Source organism: Romboutsia lituseburensis, assembly GCF_024723825.1.
Taxonomy (GTDB): domain Bacteria; phylum Bacillota; class Clostridia; order Peptostreptococcales; family Peptostreptococcaceae; genus Romboutsia_F; species Romboutsia_F lituseburensis_A.
The window spans coordinates 1,530,626-1,553,030 of sequence record NZ_JANQBQ010000001.1 but is presented as its reverse complement, the minus strand read 5'-3'; the positions used below and the strand labels follow the sequence as shown (position 1 = coordinate 1,553,030).

At 27.1% G+C, this 22,405-nt stretch carries 26 protein-coding genes; 24 read left to right on the top strand and 2 right to left on the bottom strand.

Annotated features, from left to right (window positions below):
• Positions 1-51: 51 nt before the first annotated feature.
• The 3 genes from NWE74_RS07565 to NWE74_RS07555 all read left to right on the top strand — a co-directional run bounded on the left by NWE74_RS07565 (position 52) and on the right by NWE74_RS07555 (position 2,369).
• Complete coding sequence (locus NWE74_RS07565; RefSeq protein WP_258242611.1) at positions 52-831, top strand: FMN-binding protein; 780 nt, start codon at positions 52-54, stop codon at positions 829-831.
• Between the two features lie 108 nt (positions 832-939).
• Complete coding sequence (locus NWE74_RS07560) at positions 940-1,839, top strand: LCP family protein (RefSeq protein WP_258242610.1); 900 nt, start codon at positions 940-942, stop codon at positions 1,837-1,839.
• 92 nt (positions 1,840-1,931) lie between these two features.
• Positions 1,932-2,369, top strand: coding sequence for a Fur family transcriptional regulator (locus tag NWE74_RS07555; protein WP_092725937.1), 438 nt, complete (start codon positions 1,932-1,934; stop codon positions 2,367-2,369).
• 40 nt (positions 2,370-2,409) lie between these two features.
• Here the strand turns inward: NWE74_RS07555 and NWE74_RS07550 are convergent, their stop codons facing one another.
• Complete coding sequence (locus NWE74_RS07550) at positions 2,410-3,144, bottom strand: metal-dependent hydrolase (RefSeq protein WP_258242609.1); 735 nt, start codon at positions 3,142-3,144, stop codon at positions 2,410-2,412.
• Between the two features lie 223 nt (positions 3,145-3,367).
• Here NWE74_RS07550 and NWE74_RS07545 point away from each other — a divergent pair, with 223 nt between their 5' ends.
• From NWE74_RS07545 to NWE74_RS07485, 13 genes are all read left to right on the top strand, one after another.
• Positions 3,368-5,041, top strand: a complete 1,674-nt coding sequence (locus NWE74_RS07545) for a ribonuclease J (RefSeq protein ID WP_258242608.1) — start codon at positions 3,368-3,370, stop codon at positions 5,039-5,041.
• Positions 5,042-5,136: 95 nt separating this feature from the next.
• Entirely contained in the window at positions 5,137-5,472 is a 336-nt protein-coding gene (locus NWE74_RS07540; RefSeq protein WP_258242607.1) for a YlbF family regulator, read from the top strand.
• Positions 5,473-5,532: 60 nt separating this feature from the next.
• Entirely contained in the window at positions 5,533-5,820 is a 288-nt protein-coding gene (locus NWE74_RS07535) for a DUF503 domain-containing protein (protein ID WP_258242606.1), read from the top strand.
• Positions 5,821-5,959: 139 nt separating this feature from the next.
• Positions 5,960-6,700 carry a chitin disaccharide deacetylase gene (gene chbG / locus NWE74_RS07530; protein WP_258242605.1) on the top strand — a complete coding sequence of 247 codons (741 nt, stop codon included), beginning with the start codon at positions 5,960-5,962 and terminating at the stop codon, positions 6,698-6,700.
• Positions 6,701-6,839: 139 nt separating this feature from the next.
• The gene (locus tag NWE74_RS07525; RefSeq protein ID WP_258244435.1) at positions 6,840-7,142 is read left to right on the top strand and encodes a PTS sugar transporter subunit IIB; all 303 of its coding nucleotides are present in this window, start codon (positions 6,840-6,842) and stop codon (positions 7,140-7,142) included.
• A 173-nt stretch (positions 7,143-7,315) separates the two neighbouring features.
• Positions 7,316-7,507 carry a CD1290 family small acid-soluble spore protein gene (locus NWE74_RS07520; RefSeq protein WP_092724695.1) on the top strand — a complete coding sequence of 64 codons (192 nt, stop codon included), beginning with the start codon at positions 7,316-7,318 and terminating at the stop codon, positions 7,505-7,507.
• 53 nt (positions 7,508-7,560) lie between these two features.
• The gene (locus NWE74_RS07515) at positions 7,561-8,718 is read left to right on the top strand and encodes a D-alanyl-D-alanine carboxypeptidase family protein (RefSeq protein ID WP_258242604.1); all 1,158 of its coding nucleotides are present in this window, start codon (positions 7,561-7,563) and stop codon (positions 8,716-8,718) included.
• Between the two features lie 143 nt (positions 8,719-8,861).
• Positions 8,862-9,470 carry a site-2 protease family protein gene (locus tag NWE74_RS07510; RefSeq protein ID WP_258242603.1) on the top strand — a complete coding sequence of 203 codons (609 nt, stop codon included), beginning with the start codon at positions 8,862-8,864 and terminating at the stop codon, positions 9,468-9,470.
• Between the two features lie 14 nt (positions 9,471-9,484).
• On the top strand, positions 9,485-10,204 hold the full coding sequence (locus NWE74_RS07505) for a segregation and condensation protein A (RefSeq protein ID WP_258242602.1): 720 nt from the start codon (positions 9,485-9,487) through the stop codon (positions 10,202-10,204).
• 2 nt (positions 10,205-10,206) lie between these two features.
• Positions 10,207-10,749, top strand: coding sequence for an SMC-Scp complex subunit ScpB (gene scpB / locus NWE74_RS07500; RefSeq protein ID WP_258242601.1), 543 nt, complete (start codon positions 10,207-10,209; stop codon positions 10,747-10,749).
• 169 nt (positions 10,750-10,918) lie between these two features.
• Complete coding sequence (locus NWE74_RS07495) at positions 10,919-11,578, top strand: DUF2953 domain-containing protein (RefSeq protein ID WP_258242600.1); 660 nt, start codon at positions 10,919-10,921, stop codon at positions 11,576-11,578.
• Positions 11,532-11,948, top strand: coding sequence for a GerW family sporulation protein (locus NWE74_RS07490; RefSeq protein WP_258242599.1), 417 nt, complete (start codon positions 11,532-11,534; stop codon positions 11,946-11,948). Before NWE74_RS07495 ends, NWE74_RS07490 begins: the two co-directional genes overlap by 47 nt.
• 252 nt (positions 11,949-12,200) lie before the next feature.
• Positions 12,201-12,641 (top strand): MarR family winged helix-turn-helix transcriptional regulator, encoded by a 441-nt coding sequence (locus NWE74_RS07485; protein WP_258242598.1) that lies wholly within the window; start codon positions 12,201-12,203, stop codon positions 12,639-12,641.
• 256 nt (positions 12,642-12,897) lie between these two features.
• On the opposite strand, the gene NWE74_RS07480 is transcribed toward NWE74_RS07485, so the two are convergent.
• Positions 12,898-13,557, bottom strand: coding sequence for a YwaF family protein (locus tag NWE74_RS07480; RefSeq protein WP_258242597.1), 660 nt, complete (start codon positions 13,555-13,557; stop codon positions 12,898-12,900).
• A gap of 228 nt (positions 13,558-13,785) precedes the next feature.
• On the opposite strand from NWE74_RS07480, the gene NWE74_RS07475 reads away from it, so the two are divergent.
• The 8 genes from NWE74_RS07475 to NWE74_RS07440 all read left to right on the top strand — a co-directional run bounded on the left by NWE74_RS07475 (position 13,786) and on the right by NWE74_RS07440 (position 22,397).
• A complete protein-coding gene (locus NWE74_RS07475) occupies positions 13,786-14,754 on the top strand; it encodes a 2Fe-2S iron-sulfur cluster-binding protein (RefSeq protein WP_258242596.1) in 969 nt (322 codons plus the stop codon).
• A gap of 11 nt (positions 14,755-14,765) precedes the next feature.
• Positions 14,766-16,049, top strand: a complete 1,284-nt coding sequence (locus NWE74_RS07470) for an FAD-dependent oxidoreductase (RefSeq protein WP_258242595.1) — start codon at positions 14,766-14,768, stop codon at positions 16,047-16,049.
• A gap of 131 nt (positions 16,050-16,180) precedes the next feature.
• Positions 16,181-16,588, top strand: a complete 408-nt coding sequence (locus NWE74_RS07465; protein WP_258242594.1) for a bacteriohemerythrin — start codon at positions 16,181-16,183, stop codon at positions 16,586-16,588.
• 298 nt (positions 16,589-16,886) lie between these two features.
• On the top strand, positions 16,887-17,360 hold the full coding sequence (locus NWE74_RS07460; protein WP_258242593.1) for a hypothetical protein: 474 nt from the start codon (positions 16,887-16,889) through the stop codon (positions 17,358-17,360).
• Between the two features lie 154 nt (positions 17,361-17,514).
• Positions 17,515-19,359, top strand: coding sequence for an SH3 domain-containing protein (locus NWE74_RS07455; protein ID WP_258242592.1), 1,845 nt, complete (start codon positions 17,515-17,517; stop codon positions 19,357-19,359).
• Positions 19,360-19,614: 255 nt separating this feature from the next.
• Positions 19,615-20,688 (top strand): uroporphyrinogen decarboxylase family protein, encoded by a 1,074-nt coding sequence (locus tag NWE74_RS07450; protein WP_258242591.1) that lies wholly within the window; start codon positions 19,615-19,617, stop codon positions 20,686-20,688.
• A gap of 12 nt (positions 20,689-20,700) precedes the next feature.
• Positions 20,701-21,378, top strand: coding sequence for a corrinoid protein (locus tag NWE74_RS07445; protein ID WP_258242590.1), 678 nt, complete (start codon positions 20,701-20,703; stop codon positions 21,376-21,378).
• Positions 21,378-22,397: a methylcobamide:CoM methyltransferase MtbA gene (locus NWE74_RS07440; RefSeq protein ID WP_330666331.1), complete on the top strand. Its 1,020-nt coding sequence runs from the start codon at positions 21,378-21,380 to the stop codon at positions 22,395-22,397. The genes NWE74_RS07445 and NWE74_RS07440 overlap by 1 nt, the downstream gene beginning before the upstream one ends.
• The last annotated feature ends 8 nt before the right edge of the window (positions 22,398-22,405 follow it).

The following is a 22,405-nucleotide window of genomic DNA, read 5'->3' as shown; positions in this document are numbered from 1 at the left end:
AGGTAGTTTTTTTATATACTTAATAGAGAATATCAACTTTGTGGAGGCAAAATGGAGCTTATAAATAAATTTTTAAATGAAGGAATGGCCTGGATAGCTGTTATCTTAGGAATAGTACTATCTTCTAAATACATAGTTAGGAAAAGTATAAAAATATACCCAAAATATAAAAAATTACTTAGCGTAGTTAATAAGCATATGAAGAAGACTCATATTTTAATGGGAGTATTACTCATAGTAGTTGGAATGATTCATGGGATATTTTCCTCAACAGGCTTATCTAGTATAAATATAGGAATAGTATGTTGGACAGTAGCAATATTGTTAGGTATAAATTGGATGTTAAGAAAATACTTTAACAAACCATCTATGTGGATTAAGTACCATAGAATATTAACTATATTGTTTCTGTTAACCATGATTTTTCATATTGTAGATGTTAAAAAACAGGATATATTAGAATTTAAAAATGAAATATTTTCAATTTTGTACAGAGATAATAAAAAAATAAAACATGATGAAGAGAGTACAACGCCAATAAAGATAAATGATAATTATAATTTAAATGATGGAACATATCAAGGAAAAGCAAATGGGCTTGGTCCTAATTTAGTTTTAAATGTAACCGTCAAAGATAATAAGATTAAAGATACAGAAATAACAAGCCATAATGAAAGAAATGAATCATACTATGGATGGCCTATAAAAGAAATATCTAAATCGATAATAGAAAGTCAAACTTTAGATATAGATGCTATATCTGGAGCGACCTATACTTCAAATGGAATTGTAGATGCTGTAAAAGATGCATTAGATAAAGCAAAAAAATAAAATTGTAAATATATCTAAATTATTAAATATTAGGTATAGTATATAATGTGTATTTATTAATGATACAGGGGAAAATATGTACTAAATAAATACAAAGGTTGTGATAAAATGAAAAAAATAATTACTACATTTTTATCTCTAGTAATATCATTAACAATGATAACTAATATATATGCTTTAGATGATGAAACGTTTATAGAAACATCAAAAGAAAAATTCGTGGATAATATACTTTTAATTGGAAAAGATGGAGGACAATCAAAAGGTGCATCTAGATCTGATACTATGGTAATACTTACAATAGATAATTTAAATAAGTCACTAAAATTAACATCGCTAGCAAGAGATACATTAATCAACATTCCAGGAAAAGGATATGAAAAATTAAACCATGCTTATGCATATGGAAACGAAGATTTACTTTTGCAAACAATAAATGATAATTTTAAGCTAAATATAAAAGATTATGCTGTAGTTGACTTTAATTCATTTATTGAGGTTATTGATATACTTGGCGGAGTAGAAGTTGATGTGAAAGAAAAAGAAGTTGAATCATTAAATAAAACTATAGAAAACTGCTATGGTTTGAAAGATGAAAATAAGGGTAAAATAAAATATATAGATAGTGAAGGAATTCAAAAATTAAATGGATATCAAGCTTTAGCATATGCTAGAATTAGAAAGTTAGACACAATATATAAAAGAGATGAAAGACAAAGAAAAATTTTAATAAGTTTAGCAAAGAAATTATCAAATACTTCGGTTACAAATTATCCTAAGATAATGAAAAATGTATTAAGACATGTAGATGTTAATATTTCTCTAGATAAACTTATGAACTTAGCTTTTTCTGCTCATGAGTTAGCAAGTTATGATATAAAACAAATGCAATTCCCATTAGAGCAGTATCGAGAAGAAGGACAAATTAATGAAGATGGAATGTATGTTGTAAAATGGAAGGAAGAAGAAAATTTAAAAATTTTACATCAATTTATATATGGTAAATAATAAATAAGATTGCTAAAGGATTGACAAAACGTTTATTATCAATTAGAATAATTAATAAAGATTATCAATTGAAAAAATAAGGGTGATATTAGATGAATACGATGGAAATATTAAAAGAAAAGTTGAAAGAAACAGGATTTAAAATTACTCCTCAAAGAAGAGCAATAGTAGATATACTTTTAAAAAATAGTACAGAACATTTAAGTAGCGAAGAAATATATGATTTAGTTAGAGTTGAATGCCCTGAAATAGGACTTGCGACTGTTTATAGAACAATGCAATTATTAGACGAAGTAGGGGTAATATCGAAGCTTAATTTAGATGATGGTTGTATAAGATATGAAATATGCTTAGATAAAGATGACAGTCATAACCATCATCATCTTATTTGTAAAAACTGTTCAAAAATAATGGAAGTAAAAGAAGATTTACTAGATAGCATAGAAAAGGAAATCCAAGAATTATATAAATTCAAGATACTTGATCATGATGTTAAATTTTATGGATTATGCGAAGATTGTTCTAAATAATAAAGGAGTTGTCTCAAAATAATTTTGAGATACTCCTTTTTCATTTTATCAAGTATATGATTATTGAAGATAATAGTAAAATAATGAATAAAATTTCTAAAATATTGCTCATGAAACTTCCTACTTTAAAGAATCCAAGTGAAAATTTTTTATCACTTATAGGGTAAAAAAGAGGTATTCCTGATTTTGTAAATAAATCACCTAAAAATATATGACTTGCATAACTAATAGTTCCCAAAAATGCTAAATTGTATATATTAGTTATTAGTTCTATTTGTTTTAATAAAAAATAAATTATTACCGTAGCGAAGATGCTGTGTGAAAAGCTTCTATGTTTGAGCCAAGGAAATGTAGACAGCATCAAACAAAAAATAGAAAAATAAATTTTTACTTTTACTAAATAGAGACAAACAGCCAGAAGTATAAATATTAATGATAAAAATACTTTTCTTAAGAAAGTATGAGTAAGTTTGGATTCAATAATTATTATTGCAATAAATGTAATTATTGAGCTTATATAAAAATTGTTATTTAACTTTAATGAAACAAAAAATATCAATATGTTAATTATGTATATAATTGCTTTCAATAAAAATTTAGAAACATTTTTTTTTAACAACATATCAGAGATTATAGAATGTGATTCATCTAAATCAGGAAGTATTGCAAAGAAAGCAGACATTATAAGATTAAATATTGTAATAGGAATATTAAATATTAAAGAAGCTTGAATTACACTTAAAACACCTATGGTACAATGGGTTTTTCCACGCATAGAACCTCCTTATAAGCTTGTTATATTCAGAGAATAACAGAATTAGATTAGTTTGTCAAAATAATACAATAAATGTATTATAAATATTACTTAAATTATAGTAGAAATTATGGTACAATGATAATAACTGGTAAAGAGTGCGTGATTTGATATTATTTAAACTATAGAACGTGTTTTAGATTTTAATATTTTTTAGGAAAAACTTAATAGACAGAAGGAGATGATGCAATTGTTCAAGAAAAACGCCAATAAAATAAAGATAATGGCACTGGGTGGACTGAATGAAGTCGGTAAAAACATGACAGTTGTTGAGTACAAGGATGAAATCATTGTAATAGACGCTGGGCTAAGTTTTCCAGATGATGATATGTTAGGGGTAGACATAGTTATACCGGATGTAACTTATTTAATAAAGAATAAGGATAAAATAAAAGGTATATTTATTACACACGGACATGAAGATCATATAGGAGCGCTTCCATATATACTTAAGAAGATAAATGTACCTGTATACGGAACGAAACTTAGTATAGGACTTATACAAGTTAAGTTAAAAGAACATAAGATGAATAATGTTAAACTAAACGTTGTTAGCCCAAGACAAATCATAAAAATGGGGAATATGGATGTAGAGTTTATAAAAAATAATCATAGTATACCGGATGCTTGCTCTATAGCGGTACACACAGATCAAGGTATAATATTCCATACAGGAGACTTTAAAATAGATTTAACTCCGATAGACGGTGAAGTTATGGATATGCATAGAATCTGTGAGCTAAGCAAAAAAGGTGTACTACTTATGTTAGCAGATAGTACTAATGCTGAAAGACCAGGTTCAACGTTATCAGAAAAGACGGTAGGAGCAGGATTAGACGATTTATTTAGAAAAGCTATGAACAATAGAATTATAGTTGCTACATTTGCATCTAATATACACAGACTACAACAAATAATAAATACAGCGGAAAAATTCAATAGAAAAGTAGCTGTGTCAGGAAGATCAATGATAAATGTAGTGAATGTAGCTAGTGAATTAGGATATTTAGATATACCAGAAAACATGTTGATAGATTTAAATGAATTAGGAAGATATGAAGACAACGAAGTAGTATTAATAACAACAGGATCACAAGGTGAACCTATGTCTGCACTTGCAAGAATGGCAAGTTCAGAGCATAAAAAAGTGGAAATAAAAAATGGAGATTTAATAATCATATCAGCTCATCCAATACCAGGGAATGAGAAATTAATATCAAAAGTTGTAAATTGTTTATTTGAAAAAGGTGCAGAAGTAGTTTATGATGATAGTGATATACACGTATCAGGACATGCAAAGCAAGAAGAGTTAAAATTACTTCATAGATTAGTTAGACCTAAGTTCTTTATGCCAGCTCATGGTGAATATAGAATGTTAAAGAAACATGCAGAATTAGCAGAAGAATTAGGAATGCCTAGCCAAAATATATTTGTAAATAAAACAGGAGACGTTTTAGAAATAGATAGAAATTCAGCTAAGGTAGTAGGAACTGTACCTACAGGGAATGTATTAGTTGATGGATTAGGTGTTGGAGATGTAGGAAATATTGTATTAAGAGATAGAAAGCATCTATCTGAAGATGGATTAATGATAGTTGTTGTAACTATATCTAAAGAAGATGGAAAAGTATTAGCAGGTCCAGATATAATATCTAGAGGATTCGTATATGTTAGAGAGTCTGAGGATTTAATGGATGGAGCTAAAAATGTAATTAAAGATGTTTTAAAAGAATGTGAAGATAGAAATATAAAAGAGTGGGCATATTTAAAGAATAACATTAAAGAAAACTTAAAAGAATATTTATATCAAAGAACTAAGAGAAATCCTATGATACTTCCTATAATAATGGAGGTATAATTTAAAAAGATTGAATATAATTTATTATATTCAATCTTTTTTATTGCAAAAATATAAAACATTTTATATTGCAATATTATAAATAGGAGGTATTTATGGGAGTAAATGATACTGCTACAAAGCTAGCTAATGAAATAAAAAATAGTAAAGAGTATAAGCACTTTAAAAAAAATATGATAGAAATAAAAAATGATAAAGAATGTGAAAAATTACTAACAGATTATAGAAAAGCTCAAATTCAAATACAAAGTTTCGCAATTAGAAATCAACAATTAGATAAAAGAACCATGGCAAAAATAGATACAATTCAAAAAAAGGTATGTAGTAACAAAAAGTTATGTGACTACCTAAATAGTGAACAAAAATTTACAGCAATGATGGATAATATAAATAAGATACTTGCTCAAGCTGTAGAGAAAGATTATAAATAAACTTAAAATAGATATAATAAGTATTGTAGCAAATATAATTTATATAAAGGAGCATTTATATTGAAAATATTTATACTAAAGATTAAACTTAGAGCAAATTGGGTTCATTCACTTAAGGAAAAAAGAATGATAGTAAAAAGTATAGTTAAAAAATTGCAAAATACATTTAATATATCTGTATCAGAAGTGGAAAATCAAGATATTCATCAAATGATAACTATAGGAATATCTGGAATTACTTTAAGTTCATCTCAATCTGATAGCATTAAAGAAAAAATAATAAATTTTATTGAGGACAATTCAGAAGCAATTATTATAGAAATTGAAGAAGATATAATCAATTATTAAGCTTAGACTAAAATCTAAGCTTTTTCAATGTAATAAATTTTAAAAATAAGGCTAGGAAAACGATAAGTAAAAATGTATAATAAATAAAAAGTATACATTTTTCAAAAAAGTATATACATATTAAATGGGAGATGATTTTATGACAAAATTAGTAATAAATGCAGATGATTTTGGTTATACAGAGGGGGTAAACTTGGGAATAATATCAGCTTATAAAAATGGAATAGTGAGCTCATGCACAATAATGGCTAATATGCCTGGTTTTGACCAAGCTGTAGAATTATTAGAAGACAACCCTGGATTAAGATGTGGTGTTCATATGACATTAACATGCTATAAGCCAATTATAAAATCTCATAAAACAATAGTAGATAATAAGGGTGATTTTTATAGAAGAGCAACTAAAGAAATATTACAAGGAATTGATTTAAATGAAGTATATGAAGAATTTTGTGCTCAAATAGATAAGGTTATAAATAGTGGAATAAAAATAACTCATTTAGATAGTCATCATCATGTACACGGATTAAAAGAATTACAACCAGTAATTGATAATATAGTTAATAAATACAAACTTCCAATAAGGGGAGGTTTTGAATATAAAACTGAAATAAAAAACATAATACCAGTGATAGATAGTTTTTATGCAGATAACGTAGCTTATGACTATTTTGAAAAAAATATAGATGAAATAAAAAATCATAAAATATGTGACTTAATGTGTCATCCATCTTTTGTAGATGAGTTTTTATTAAATTCAACATCATATGCATTACAAAGAACCAAAGAACATAGTATTTTGACTTATAAAAATATTAGAGAATTTTTAGAATCGAATGATATAGAGATAGTTACGTATGAAGATTTTAAATGTGTATAAAAATTAATATACAAATAAAAATGAATGTATAGACAATTAAAAGGATATAGTGTATTATAAAAATATAAACGTTAATAACGTTTTCAAGGGTGTAAAAAAATGAAATTTTATATATAAATATTAGGAGGAAATGGTTATGATAAGAATAATGTTAGCTTGTTCAGCAGGTATGTCAACATCTTTACTAGTAACTAAAATGGAAAAGGCTGCACAAGAAAAGGGAATAGAGGCAAAAATATGGGCTATAAGTGAAGCTAATATAGATAAAGAATTAGGTAACTTTGATGTTTTATTATTAGGACCACAAGTTAGATTTATGTTAGAAAAAGCTAAAAAAATAGTTGATGGAAAAGCTCCAGTTGAAGTTATAAATATGGCTCATTACGGTATGTGTAATGGAGAAGCAGTATTACAAAGAGCTATGGAATTAGCAGGGAAATAATATTTTAATTGATATAAAGGGATATCTCGCAAGAGGTATCCTTTTTATTTGATAAGATAGCAATTTAGAATATTGGAAAAAATAATAACAAAATACAAAAAATAACAATTATAAATGCCTAATATTAGTAAAAAATAAATATATATATAAAATTACTAATAGGAGGTATCGTTATGAGCGATATAAATGCAAAGATGGCTTTAAAACAAATGAGAATGGAGATTGCTGCTGATTATGGAATGGATTATGAATATGCATTTGACATAATCGAAAATGCACATAGTAATGGAGCTTTAGCTCACCATTTTAAAAAGTTAGAAGCAAAAAGAAATGCTTTTTCAAGTAAAACTAGTCAATCAGAATAAAAAAAGTATTTGGTGACAAAATAAGTTTAAAATAATGTTAAGAGGTGACAACTATGAAAAGATTGGCTAGTATAGTGGTAGCTATGTTACTTGCTATAATGCCTATGAGTAAGGCATATGGTAATGATAAAGACAAAAATGCGCCAATGAATATCTCTTCAAAATCAGCAATACTAATGGATGTTAGTAGTGGGCAAATATTATATGAAAAAAATGCACATGACAAGCTTCCTCCAGCCAGTGTAACTAAGGTAATGACAATGCTATTATGTATGGAGGCATTAGATGCTGGGAAGATAAAGTTAAATGATAACGTTCAAATAAGTGATACGGCAGCTAGTATGGGAGGCAGCCAAATATTTTTAGAACCTGGAGAAACACAAGATGTTAATACATTATTAAAAGGTATAGCAGTAGCATCAGCTAATGACGCATGTGTAGCAATGGCAGAGCATGTTGCAGGAAGCGTAGAATCTTTCGTGGATATGATGAATAAAAAAGCTCAAGAATTATGTATGAAAGATACTCATTTTTCTAATACAAATGGTTTACCTATTGCAGATCATTATACATCAGCTCATGATATAGCTTTAATGTCTAGAGAACTATTAAAACATGAAGCTATAAATAAGTATTTAACAACTTGGATGGACAAAGTTGTTGTTGGGAAAAAACAAGTAACTGTAGGTCTTGCAAATACTAATAAAATGATTAAACACTATCAAGGAGCAACAGGAGTTAAGACAGGATTTACTCAAGAAGCAAAATATTGCTTAGCTGCATCTGCCAAAAGAGGAGAAACTCATTTAATAGCAGCAACACTTGGAGCAGAAACATCTCCAGAAAGATTTAAAGATGCATCGAACTTATTAAATTATGGATTTGCAAATTATGAAAGTTTAAAACTATGTTCTAAAGATGATAATATGTCAACTTTAACTTTAGATAAAGCCGAAGATAACAAAGTAAACTTAGTTGCTAAGGAAGATTTAGCAGTTTTAATAAAAAAAGGTGGAAATAGAGATTTTACTAAAAAGGTAAAAGTAAATGAAAATCCTACAATACCTATTAAAAAAGGAACAGTTCTTGGACAAGTTGAAGTATATCAAGGCGATAAGCTAGTTGGAAAAGTTGATTTGGTAAATACTAAAGATATAAATAAAGCTAGCTACTTACAAATGTTACAAAGAGTAATCGATAACATGATATAATAAAAAAGAAGTCATATGACTTCTTTTTTTATTGAAAATATTTGGAATTTAAATAATCAAAATACTATATAAATACTTTGATTATAATTTTATATATTGGTATAATAGTATTAAAATTGTAATTTAGGAGAGAGAAAAGAAATATGAATTTTGCAACGATTTTAAGCGATATATTAATAAGAATAGTAGCTATAGCTGTTGCTATATCAGTACATGAATTTGGACATGCATATTCAGCACACTTGTTAGGTGATGACACCGCAAAAATGTATGGTCGAATGACCTTAGATCCAGCTAAGCATATAGATCCTATTGGGATTTTAATGATGCTTATATTTAGAATAGGTTGGGCTAAGCCAGTTCCTGTAAATTCAAGCAACTTTAAAAATTATAAAGTTGGAAATGTTATAGTATCGTTAGCAGGGGCTATTGGAAATATACTTGCAGCTATAGTTTGTGTAATAATAATGAAGCATGTTAATATGGAAGCTATTAGAGATATAGCATCAGTTACAATGATGTATAATATATCATTTGCTGCATTTAATTTACTTCCTATACCACCACTAGATGGATGGGGTGTTATATCACCATTTATACCATATAAATATAATGAGTTTATCTATAAGTTTGAGAGTATGAGTTATCCGATATTATTACTTTTAATATTTACAAATTTATACTCTATAATAATATCTCCAATATTTAACTTTATATGGGGAATAGTACAAATGTTTTATAAAATAATGTAGTTAAGAGGTAGAAGATGAAATATAATATACAATTACAAGTATACGAAGGTCCTCTAGACTTACTATATGACTTGATTTCTAAGCATAAAATAGATATTAAAGATATATCTATAATAGATATAACTAAACAATATTTAAATTATTTAGAGATGTTAGAAAAAATGGATTTAGAAATAACAAGTGAGTTTATAATAATGGCATCTAAGCTTTTAGAAATAAAGTCAAAATACTTATTATACAAACAAAAAGAAGATGAAGAAGAAGATCCAAGATTAGAACTTATGGAACAGTTAGAGGAATATAAGAGATTTAAGGTAGCGGCTGAAAATCTAAAAGATAATGTAAACTATATAAATGAATTATATTATAGGACTAAAGAAGAAATAGTAATAGATGAAAAATTAGATTTAGAGTCAATATCAATAGAAGCTATAAAAAATATACTTCCTCGTATATTAAAAGTAAGAAAGCAAGAAGAGGAAATAAGTGATGATAAATTAAAAACAATTGTTAGAACAAAAATTATTTCTGTAGAAGAAAAAATAAATTATATAAGAAATATAATCAACAAAGAAGATGAAGTTAGATTTACAAAAATAATAAAAACAAGTGATAAAAATGAAGTTATAGCTACTTTTTTATCAATTTTAGAATTAATAAAAGGTAAAGAAATAGTAGTAGAGCAAGACATATTCTTTGATGATATATTAATAAAGAAAAATGCTGAGAGGTAAGTATGAGACGTGAAGATATAAAAAATATTATAGAAGCTGTTATGTTTGCATACTCAGAACCTATAACAATAGAAGAATTAAATAATATTATAAATGAAGAACTTTCACGAAAAGAAATAGAAATAATGTTAAATTCATTAATTGATGAGTATAAGGAAAATAACAGAGGAATACAAATAATACGATTAGAAAATAAGTATCAAATGACTACTAATAAGGATTATTCTGAGTTTATAAAAAAGGTACTAGAACCTAAGAAAAAGAAGAGTCTAAGTCAAGCAACATTAGAAACACTTACAATTATAGCTTATAAACAACCAATAACTAAAGTTGAGATAGAAGAAATAAGAGGGGTCAAGTGTGATAGAGCTGTCCAAGTACTTTTAGAGAATGAACTTATAAAAGAAGCTGGAAGACTTGAAAAGATAGGAAAGCCTATAATATATAAGACTACAGATGAATTTTTAAAATTACTTAGTATAGAAACACTGGAAGATCTACCTCCATTAGAGGAAAATCAAGAGCCTAAAACTAAAGATAAATAAGATAAATGTGCTTAATTATAAAATTAAATTTTATAATTAAGCACATTTTTTATTTATCTAAAACTACAAATATTGATTTGTATAAATATATGACTATTTATTAATTCCTAAAAAGGAAAAAATTTTAATAGCAAGTATATATAATTATTTTTTAGAAGATAATATTACTATGAGATATAATGGGATATTTTTAATTACTGTTTTAATTTTAATTATTTTTACAGCTGTATTGATGTTTAAATTCATAAAATCATCAATAGATATAATTATTACTAGCGAGGTAAATAATAATGACATAAATGTAAATTTGAATATTAAGTATATATTTAATTTAATAAATATAAAAATACCTATTTACCCCTTAAATAAAGGTAAAGTAAAAAAAGATAAAAAGAAAGGTAAAAATAAGATAAAAAATAAAAATAGTAAGATAAACAAAAAATCTATAGAATTATATGATATAAGAAATATACTTAATTTAATATTTAAAGTAAAAATAGAAGAGATATATAGTTATATTAGCTTTGGAAATGAAAATATTATTTTTACAAGTTTCATATATGTATTTATAAATACTATATATGGAAATATTATAAATATATTTACTCCTAATAAAATTTACTTAAATATTACACCTGACTTTACAAAAAATTATATAAAAGGAAATTTCAAAATACATATAAAACCAACTATTAAGGATATTATAAATATATCTATAGTGATGATTAAAATTTATAAGAAAGCTAAAATAAATAAAAGAATAAAAAAGGATGGTGGAATAAGTGAGATCAACAGGGTCAATACAAAGTCTTATGGAAAAAACATTTGAAACTATAAAAGGTTCAATTGATGCGAATACAATAATAGGAGATCCTATAAGAACGGAAACAACAGTAGTAGTTCCTATATCTAAAGTTACTATAGGATTTGGTATAGGTGGAGGAGAGTATTCTAAAGGGTATGATGATACTAAAAAAAATATAGACGAAAAAGTAGATACAAATTTTGCAGGTGGTAGTGCGGGTGCTATTTCAATACAACCTGTAGCATTTGTAGTAGTTGAAAATGGAGAAACTAGGCTTATGAGTTTAGATAATAGCATGAATATGGTAGATAATATATTGGCGGTAACACCAAAGGTAATTGAGAAAATTCAAAATTTATCAAAGGCAGATGAAAAAGAAAAAAGGAAGAAGTAATACATATCTACAGGCTATAGTTCATGGCCTGTAGATAGTTTTTTTTGAAAAATGAAATTATAAATTTACTTCCTGCTGGATAATATGTATAATATACTTAAAAACTTACGTATTTAGCTTTTTAGTATTTAACTTTTAGAATGAAACTATTTTAATAGATAATAGTATGTATATGTAGTATAATATAAAATAACATTAAAATAGATAGCGAATTAATACAAAAGTATAAGACTTAGATTTTGAGGTGATGTTATGGATAACAGAAAAATTTCTGCTATAATGATGGAAAATATGACTTATTTTACACATTTAATAAAAATAGTAAATGATGAAAGAAATACAATAGAAAAGGTTCTAACAGAAAGACAGTTTTATGCTTTAGTTAGTATAAGAAAACATAAAAAGATAGAACTTAAAAACTTAAGTAAAGATTTATATGTTTCAACATCAAGTTTATGTATCCTGTTAAATAAATTAGTAGATCAAGGTTATGTATACAGAGAGGAAGATTCAAAGGATAGAAGAAATACTTTCTATTGCATAACAGAAAAAGGGAATGAAATTGTACAAGAAGAAATAGAAAAGTTTTTAGCTATTGTAAGCAGTAAAGTAGACAAATTAACTGAAGATCAAAAAGAAATTTTATTTAATTGCATGATAGAAGCTAAGCCAATAATAAAAGCATTATTTTAACTAAAAAAGCTACACATTATATGAAAACATATAATGTGTAGCTTTTTTAGGTTAAATTTATAATATTTATTTAAGTAAAAATAAAATTTTACAATTTATTAAATTGTGCTATAATTTAAAGTAGCCTAAGATTTTTATTTTCTTCTTACACTAAATGAAAATAGAAATTTTTATGCTCGCTAGTAATAGCGAGCTTTTTTTATATTTAATAAATTTATTACAAAATTTACAATTTAAAAACTTTATTGATTAAATGTCATCTTTTAAACTTAAAATTAAAGTTATCCCTATCAAATACGAAGACTGGGATATAAATGAAAGTAGTAAGAAATATAAAACTTATTATACTAAAATAATTAATATTTGAAAAACTGTAGCAATAGTTAGCATTTGTGAATTTATTCAATATAAATATAGATGTAAAGTAAATAAAACATATTATTAAGTTGTCTTTTATAGCGCTTTTGCTTATTTTAAATTTTCTTACTTCAACCATATATACGTTTGCATAAAGTAATATAGCTTTAGAAAATATGAATAAAAAATGAAGTATATTAGGAAATCTATATGGTATGTTTTGGAAAAAAACAATCTCGCCAATAGAACAAACTAAACTCCAAGAAAAAAATACATTAAATAATTGATATTGTTTAAAAAATAAGATAGCAATACATATGTACGCACAAAATCTACTTGCACTTATAGGAAGTGACGTTAGTACATCATATCCACCCATAGATATAATTGAAACTTGTTCAAACACTATTTCTAGTATTATTAATCCACATATTATTTTTTCAACAATATAGCTATACGGAAGTAAATTATTAGTAAGCTTAGGACAAATATACATAAAAATAGAAAAAACTAAAAGTATAATTAGATGTTCTTTAGAAAAAATAAATGCATTTTCCATAATATTCTCCCCTAAAAATTAAAAAATTTTTGTATGTAATATTTTATATGTATAAATATAGCACAAAATTAAAAAGTAACCTTTTTATATATTATAGTATATTTGAATCAAAGAAAAATAGAATAAGTAAAAATATATAAAGTAAAAAAGCTAGTGTAACAAAATAGAGTTTAAATAATAAATTAATAATATATGCTTTAAGACATTTGAAAAAATCATTTTAAGGAAGTGGATAAATTGAAAAAAGCTAATAATCAATTATGTGCTGATGCAGGGAGCAAGTATTGTCCATGTCATCTTGCATACTCAGGGAACTGTATAAAATGTCCAATTACACGAGGTGAAAAAGTTTGTGATTGCTTATGGCAAGGAGTGTGTATTTACAATGAATTACAACATAATAAAAATATTCCTGTGTGTGAAAGAAAAGAGACTCTTTGTAAAATCAATGAAGTAAAGGAGTTAAGTAATGAAACTTTTTTGATAAAAATAAGTGTACCAAAATCTATGTTAATAGATTTATGTAGTCCAGGTGCATTTGTATTAATAAAGAGTAAGGATAGAAGTAGTGATATATTTAATACTCCAATATCGGTTATGGATGTAGATTTTGAAAACTCAATTTTAGAAGTTGTAATCAAGTCTAGAGGAATTAAGACAAAAAATATAATAGACTTTGAAGACGTTTGGGTAAAAGGTCCATACTTTAACGGTATATTTGGAATAAAACAAATTAAGAGTGCGTACCAAAAAAACACACTTGTAATATTAAATGGATTATCACAAGTGAATTCTATTAATGTAGTTAAAAGATTATTAGAAAATAAAAATAATGTAGTGGTATTTATTAATAATCAGGCTATAATACTAGAAGTCATAATTGAAAAACTAAAAGAGTTAGGTGTAAATATCCAAAGTACTGATTTAAATGAAGACAGAGATTTTTTAATAGACTATATAAGAAGAAATAATGTAGAGTTTGTATATAGTGGAGGTGCAGATTTATTCAACAAATATATAATGGATATTGTAGACTCAGTTGATCAAAATATAGATTTAGCTATTTCAAATAGTAACCTAATATGTTGTGGAGAAGGTATTTGTGGAGCATGTACAATAGAAGTAAATGGCAAGAAAATTAAATCATGTAAAGCACAAGTTGATAGTAGAGCTTTTTTAAATTCTAAGAATTTATAGGGGGAATAGATATGCCAAAAGTTGTTGTAATTGGCGGTGGATGGGCAGGATGTGCATCTGCCATATCTGCTAAAAAAGCAGGTGCTGATGTTGTTATACTTGAAAAGACAGACTTGTTATTAGGACTAGGGAACGTTGGGGGAATAATGAGAAACAATGGTAGATTTACAGCTTGTGAAGAAGCAATAGCATTAGGTGCTAGTGAATTATTTGAATTAACAGATAAATATTGCACTCATGAAAATATAGATTTTCCTGGGCATGAACATGCAACAATTTATAATGTAACAAAAATAGAAAAACCTGTTAGAGACAAAATTATAGAAATGGGAATAGAAATTAAATTTTTCAGTAGGGTTGTAGACGTTGATATGCAAGATAACAAAATAAATGCCGTTATACTTGAAAATGGAGAAATTATAGAAGGGGATTCTTTTGTAGAAACAACAGGATCGACAGGTCCTATGGGTAACTGTGCTAAATATGGAAATGGATGCGCTATGTGTGTTTTAAGATGTCCTTCCTTTGGAGGTAGGGTAAGTATAAGTTCTAGATGTGGTATTGAAGATATGCTAGGAAGAAGAGGAAATGGGGATCCTGGAGCATTCAGTGGTTCTATGAAGCTATTAAAAGAATCATTAAGTGAAGCTATTCAAAAAGAATTAAATGAAACTGGTCGTGCTGTTATACCTTTACCTGAAGAATTTATAAACGAAGAAAAGCTAGATATTAAAGTCTGTCAACAATATGCATTACCGGCTTTTGCTAATAACTTAGTTTTAATTGATACAGGTCATGCAAAATTAATGAGTCCATTTTATAATTTAGAAAAATTAAGAATGATACCAGGATTTGAAAAAGCGATAATTGTAGATCCTTATGCAGGTGGTAAAGGTAATTCAATAAGATATTTATCTGTAGCTCCTAGGGACAATTATATGAGAGTTAAGGGACTTAGTAATCTATTTGTTGCTGGTGAGAAATCAGGATTCTATGTAGGGCATACAGAAGCTATCTGTACAGGAAGTCTAGCTGGACACAATGCAGCTAGAAATAGCATAGGTATGTACTTATTACAACTACCTACAAATCTTTTAATAGGAGATTTTATAGCTCATTCTAATAGTGAAATGCATAAACCAGAAGGTGATACTTTAAGATTCACTTTTGCAGGAAGTATATATTTTAATAGAATGAAAGAATTAGGTTTTTATACTATAGATAAAAAAATTATATCAGATAGGGTTAAAAAAGCTAGCTTAGAAGGTATCTATAATAAACAAATAATTAAATAATTAAAAAGGTTAGGCATTAGCCTAACCTTTTTATGTTACAAAACGATATTTCAAATTGACCTTGTCAACATATTATGCTATTATGAATATCTGTAAAATATTAACAATATTAGTTTTGGAGGGGACAGAAGATGGCATATCAATGGTCTAGTGATTTAGAAACAGGTAACATGCAAATTGATACAGAGCATAAGGCACTTATAAAAGCAATAAATGATTTATTAGATGCTTGCAATGGTGGAAAAGGAAGAGCAGAAGTAGAAAAAACAGTAAACTTTTTATCATCTTATACAAAAACTCATTTTGCTCATGAAGAAGTATTACAACAAAAATATAAGTATCCTGATTATAATAATCACAAAAAATTCCATGAAGGGTTTATAGCAACTGTTGAAAGTATACGTGAGAAACTTTTAGCAAATGGACCAAGCATTGCTTTAGTTGGGGAAGTAAACCTTAAAGTAGGGGATTGGTTGATTAGACATATAAAAAGAGAAGATGTTAAAGTTGCATCTCATATAAAAAATAATACTAAATAATAAATAAGAGTACATTATATTTGCTAGATTGATTTTACTTATATGTAAAGTATTTACATAAACAATTTAATAAAATAATAGATAAAGTAAGCCACTATAAAATAAATTTATGAATTTTATAGTGGTTTTTTTTATATTATCTTAGTGAAGTTAAAATTTAAAAGTTTATCAATTGTACTAATGGCAAAAATAGTTATTATGTAAATTTAAAAATGAAAATAAATACTAGTCATATTAAAGAGGAAAACGTTAAATTGAGTCGAATATAAAAATAAAAATTAAAAAGGAGTGTATATATATGAGCATTAATGAAGCAAACTATAGAATGTTTGAAATATATGCTAGGGAATATAAAAAAAATATAAAAGAAAATAATGAAGACCAAATTTTAAATATAGAATATAAAATGAATGAAATAAGTGAAGAACTTACGAATTATACAAAGGAGTTTTGTAAATTAGATATAGAGTTTTATAAAAATAGCAAGGAACTACCAGATCCCATAAAGTACTTTATGGAAAATGGAGAAATACTAGAACCATATGAATATATAAATAATACTTGTTGGGAAGGGTTTTGGAAAAAATGTAGTGGAAAAGATTTAGAATATTTTATGTCTTATCTAGAATATCCAATAATATATCCTAAGCATGAAAACTATTTAGATAATGATAAAAATTTAATTAAAGTGTTTAAAAAAGAAACTGGTTTTTCAAAGATTCCATATGGAATAAAATGTGCACAGGTTATTAATGAAAAATATTTTAAATAGAAAGATACTGTAAAGTTTTTCCTAATCTTACCGTAATATGTTAATTATAATGTTTATTTATATAATAGCATTTTAATAAGTATATAAATAGTTGGATAGTTTTTATAAGATAAAATATTAATTAAATATTTATGCGGATAAGAGGGGGAGTAAGATGAATAAAAAAATAGCCCTAGCGACATTAGCTATGATACCTATGGCAGTAAATAACGTGCATGCATCAGGTCAAACAGGAATAGTTACAACAAATTCATTGAATGTTAGAAGTGGACCAGGGACTAACAATTCAGTATTATTTAATGTTAAAAAAAATGAAAAAGTGTATATAAATGAAACATCTAATGGATGGCATAAAATAAAAAATAATTCAGGAAAACAAGGATGGGTATCATCTACATATATAAAGATACAAAATGAAAGTAGTTCTAATAACTCAAATCAATCAAGTAATAGCACTTCATCAAAACAAATGAAGGTAAATACGGATAACTTAAATATGAGAAGTGGAGCTGGTACTAGTTATAGGATAATAATGAAGTTAAAAAAAGGAACAGTAGTGGATTTATTATCTCAAAGTAATGGGTGGGCAAAAATAAAATATGATGGAAGGTTGGGGTATGTTTCTATACAATACTTAAATGAGTATCAGTCTCAAAGTTCGAATAATATTAATACAACAACTAAACAAGTTAATACAGATAGTTTAAATGTTAGAAGTGGACCTAATACAAGTTACTCTGTAGTTGGAAAACTAAAAAAAGGTGAAAAAGTAAAAGTTCTATCAGAAAGTAATGATTGGTCAAAAATAGATTATAAAGGAAAAATATCATATACATCAAGTAGATATTTAAGTAATGTATCTTCGCAACCTACAAACCCAACACCAAAGCCAGATGAAAAACCAGAAGGCATAAAAGTAAATAAGATTGTAAATATAAGTTCACTAAATGTTAGAAGTGGACCAGGTACAAATTATTCTAAGGTTGGAACTTTATCAAAAGGTGAAAAAGTAGGTATAATGTCAGAAAGTAATGGTTGGTCAAAAATAGATTTTAAAGGTAAAGTGGCTTATACATCAAGTCAATATCTAAGTAGTGAAAATACGCAAGTGCCACCAACACAGCCAGACACAAATCCTGGAACAAATCCAGGAGGGGATTCATCTACGAATGTGAATGGTGCAACAATAAATAATAAATCTTTAAATTATACTTTAGAAGATCATGTAGTGGCTCAATTAGAGAGATCAAGTGTTGGAGCAAATGTTATAGATTCATCTAAGCCGAGAAGTAGTCAAGTAATGACTACGTTTATGATGAGAGAAGCAAGAGGATTTATTCCAGCAGAGAGAAGTGATTTAGAATATTTCTTAAATCCAGATAATTTTAAAAATAGTTCTAAAGGTATGATGCAATTTTTAAGATTAGATACTTATAAAGGTGGAATATCTGCTAGCGAATTAAATTCATATTTAAATTCACTATCTCCAGCTTCATCTGGTACCAATGTATTTTATAACCAAGGACAAGCATTTATAAATGCAGCACAAAGATATAATATAGATCTTGTATATCTTGTTTCACATGCAATGTGGGAGACTGGTTATGGAAAATCAACTCTTTCACAAGGGCAAACCATAACATCTTATAAAGGTCAGTCATTATCTAAATCTGTTACAGTTTACAATTTCTTTGGAATAGGGGCAATAGATAAAAGTGCAAATGTATCAGGTGCAGAAGCAGCATACTCTAATGGATGGACTAGCATAGAAGCTACTATAGATGGTTCTGCGGCATGGATAGCTCAAAATTATATAAGAAGTTCTAAGTACAATCAAAATACTATATATAAAATGAAATTTAACTATGATTATACATGGCATCAGTATGCAACCGATGTAAACTGGCCAAATGGAATATCAGGAATAATGGTTAAATTAATGGACATGTATGACACAAGTAGTAATCTAATATACGAGATTCCAAATTATAAAAAATAATAAAAAAAGCTAACATATCTAATGTTAGCTTTTTTATTTAATTATAGTAAATATTTTAAAGTATTATTAGTGATAAATAGAGTATTTAATTTATTAAATTAAGGTAAAAATGAAATATTATGTAACTAATAAAATGTATAGAAATAATTGATACATACAACTTATTTTATAGAATATAACTATTTGAATATTTATACTTAATACTGTAAAATATGCTCTGAATTGAGACGTTCTATAAAAAAAGGGGAGAAATGTATGAAATATATAATAAATAAAGATGAAATGACTCCAAAAGAAAGAATGAAAGCTTTTGGAGAAGGAAAAGCAATTGATAGAATACCATGTTCACCTTTTCTTGGGGAAAGCGTTGCGCCTACATTTGGTCATACAATATATGATTATAATCATTCTATAGATGTGCTTGTAGATGTAGCTGTAAAAAGTTTTGAAACATTTAGGCCAGATAGTATAGGCTTTGGACCGGGGCTTCAAGGAATACCAGAGGCCATGGGAAGTGAAGTTATGTTTCCTTTAAATAACACACCTTATATTAACAGACCAGCAATAAATGATTATAGTGAAATAGGAAAATTAAGCCCTATAGATCCTTATAAAGACGGCAGAATACATTATTTTTTAGAAGCGCTTAAAATAACTAAAGATAAGTTAGATAATGAAGTCGGTGTAGGAACATCAGTAGGAGGGCCTTTCACAGTAGCTTCATTTTTAAGAGGAACAGATAAGTTTTTAAGAGATTTAACTAAAAATAAAGAAATGGCCCATCAACTTTTAGAAATTTCAACTCAAAGTGTTTTAAATTACATAGATGCAGCTTGCGATATAGGTTTAACTCCAGGAATTGCAGAACCAAATGCATCTTGTACAATGATAAGTTCAAGAAATTTTGAAGAATTTGCTAAACCGTATTTAAAAAGATGTATGGATAGGATTATAGAAAGAACAGGCGGAGGGTCAACTCTTCATATATGTGGAAAAACAAAAAAAGTATGGGGGCATATGGTAGATATAGGTATATCTAATTTAAGCTTAGATAATGTTGATGATATAGGCGAGTTAAAAGAAGCATATGGAGATAAAGTATGCGTAATCGGAAATGTAGACCCTGTTGAAACAATGTTAAGAGGTAGTATAGAAGATGTATATAAAGAAGCAAGAGAATGTATAGTTAAGGCACACGATAGCCAAAGAGGATTTGTACTAAGTACAGGTTGTGATGTTCCAATAGGAACAGATCCCAAAAATATAATAGCTCTTATGGATGCAGCAAGAATATTTGGATCAAGTAAAGTAAATATAAATGAATTGTAAGGGGAGATATAAATGTCAAATTTAAAAGAAGAACTATTAAAGAAACTAGCAAGTTGTGTTGTAGAAATGGAAGACGAAGAAGTAATAGATATAGCAAACGAATATGTAGAAAATGAATTTGAAGCATATGAAGGTATATCAAAAGGATTAGCAGCAGGTATGGAAGAAGCAGGTAAGTTATATGAAGAAGAAGAGTATTATATACCAGAGCTTCTATTATGTTCAGATGCTATGTATGAAGGCATTAATATACTAAAGCCACATCTAAAAAAAGATTCAACAAAAGATTCATATAAAGCAGTAGTTGGAGTTGTAGAAGGAGATACTCATGATATAGGAAAAAACTTATTTAAGATAATGTTAGAGACCTCTGGATTTGAAGTATATGATTTAGGTAGAGATGTTCCTTGTGAGGAATTTATAAATAAAGCAAAAGAGTTAAATGCTGATTTAATTGGATTATCAACACTTATGACAACAACTATGGATAATATGCAAAAAATAATAAATATGCTAAAAGAAGAAGATATAAGAGATGAATTTGTAGTTATGGTAGGTGGAGGACCTATATCTCAAAGTTTTGCAAATAAAATAGGTGCGGATGGATATGCACATGAGGCATCTAAGGCTTCTAAACTTGCGAAAGAATTAATAAATAAGAAAAAAGCCACTATAAAAGAGGTGGTATAATGACTGAAAAAGAAAGACTATATAAAGTTTTAAAGGGTGAAAAGGTAGATAGAAAACCATGTATATGTCCTGGTGGGATGATGAATATGATAGTAGAAGACATTATGGACATTGAAAATGTATTTTGGCCAATGGCCCATAGTGATTCAGAAATGATGGCAAATTTAACGCTAGGAATGTACAAAAATGGTGGATTTGAAAATTTTGGAGTTCCATTTTGCATGACTGTAGAAGCAGAATGTATGGGGGCTGATGTATATATGGGGACTAAAGTCACGGAGCCTAGAGTTGTAAAATACCCAATAGAATCTGTTTCGAATTGGATAGAATTAAAACAAATTGATGTAAATACGGCAAGAGCAAAAACAGTAATAGATGCTATAAAAATTCTAAAAGAAAAAAATAATGATATTCCAATTGTAGCCAACTTAACAGGACCAGTAAGTTTAGCATCTTCTCTTATGGAACCTATGACATACTACAAAGAGCTAAGAAAGAAAAAAAATGAAGCACATGAATTTATGGACTTTGTTACAGAAAATCTTATAGAATTTGGTAAAGCACAATTACAAGCTGGAGCCGATGTTTTAACAATATCAGATCCAAGTGGTACAGGAGAGATATTAGGAGCTAAAACATTTAATGAATTTGCAACTCCATATTTAAATAAAATAATAGATAACTTAAAGCCTTATGCACAAGGTGGAACTATTATACATATATGCGGAAAATTGAAAAGTATATATAATGAATTAAATGATTTACATAGTGATGCAATAAGCTTTGACTCTATAACAAATGCAAAACAAGTTGTTGAAAATGTACATGGAAAAATTATTATGGGTAATGTGAGCACATTTGCAATTGAAAATGGAACTGAAGAAAGTTTAAAAAATATTTCTAATCAATGCTTAAATAGTGGAGTAGATATATTATCTCCAGCTTGTGGAATAGGGGTAAGAAGTAAGCTAAATAATATAAAGGTTTTAGTAGAATGTGCAAAACAATATAGTAATTAAAAAGAGGT

Coding starts and splice junctions, on each gene's coding strand:
- NWE74_RS07565 (WP_258242611.1), top strand. CDS start 52: ATGGAGCTTATAAATAAATTTTTAAATGAAGGAATGGCCTGGATAGCT.
- NWE74_RS07560 (WP_258242610.1), top strand. CDS start 940: ATGAAAAAAATAATTACTACATTTTTATCTCTAGTAATATCATTAACA.
- NWE74_RS07555 (WP_092725937.1), top strand. CDS start 1,932: ATGAATACGATGGAAATATTAAAAGAAAAGTTGAAAGAAACAGGATTT.
- NWE74_RS07550 (WP_258242609.1), bottom strand. CDS start 3,144: ATGCGTGGAAAAACCCATTGTACCATAGGTGTTTTAAGTGTAATTCAA.
- NWE74_RS07545 (WP_258242608.1), top strand. CDS start 3,368: ATGCAATTGTTCAAGAAAAACGCCAATAAAATAAAGATAATGGCACTG.
- NWE74_RS07540 (WP_258242607.1), top strand. CDS start 5,137: ATGGGAGTAAATGATACTGCTACAAAGCTAGCTAATGAAATAAAAAAT.
- chbG (WP_258242605.1), top strand. CDS start 5,960: ATGACAAAATTAGTAATAAATGCAGATGATTTTGGTTATACAGAGGGG.
- NWE74_RS07520 (WP_092724695.1), top strand. CDS start 7,316: ATGAGCGATATAAATGCAAAGATGGCTTTAAAACAAATGAGAATGGAG.
- NWE74_RS07515 (WP_258242604.1), top strand. CDS start 7,561: ATGAAAAGATTGGCTAGTATAGTGGTAGCTATGTTACTTGCTATAATG.
- NWE74_RS07510 (WP_258242603.1), top strand. CDS start 8,862: ATGAATTTTGCAACGATTTTAAGCGATATATTAATAAGAATAGTAGCT.
- NWE74_RS07505 (WP_258242602.1), top strand. CDS start 9,485: ATGAAATATAATATACAATTACAAGTATACGAAGGTCCTCTAGACTTA.
- scpB (WP_258242601.1), top strand. CDS start 10,207: ATGAGACGTGAAGATATAAAAAATATTATAGAAGCTGTTATGTTTGCA.
- NWE74_RS07495 (WP_258242600.1), top strand. CDS start 10,919: ATGAGATATAATGGGATATTTTTAATTACTGTTTTAATTTTAATTATT.
- NWE74_RS07485 (WP_258242598.1), top strand. CDS start 12,201: ATGGATAACAGAAAAATTTCTGCTATAATGATGGAAAATATGACTTAT.
- NWE74_RS07480 (WP_258242597.1), bottom strand. CDS start 13,557: ATGGAAAATGCATTTATTTTTTCTAAAGAACATCTAATTATACTTTTA.
- NWE74_RS07470 (WP_258242595.1), top strand. CDS start 14,766: ATGCCAAAAGTTGTTGTAATTGGCGGTGGATGGGCAGGATGTGCATCT.
- NWE74_RS07465 (WP_258242594.1), top strand. CDS start 16,181: ATGGCATATCAATGGTCTAGTGATTTAGAAACAGGTAACATGCAAATT.
- NWE74_RS07460 (WP_258242593.1), top strand. CDS start 16,887: ATGAGCATTAATGAAGCAAACTATAGAATGTTTGAAATATATGCTAGG.
- NWE74_RS07455 (WP_258242592.1), top strand. CDS start 17,515: ATGAATAAAAAAATAGCCCTAGCGACATTAGCTATGATACCTATGGCA.
- NWE74_RS07450 (WP_258242591.1), top strand. CDS start 19,615: ATGAAATATATAATAAATAAAGATGAAATGACTCCAAAAGAAAGAATG.
- NWE74_RS07445 (WP_258242590.1), top strand. CDS start 20,701: ATGTCAAATTTAAAAGAAGAACTATTAAAGAAACTAGCAAGTTGTGTT.
- NWE74_RS07440 (WP_330666331.1), top strand. CDS start 21,378: ATGACTGAAAAAGAAAGACTATATAAAGTTTTAAAGGGTGAAAAGGTA.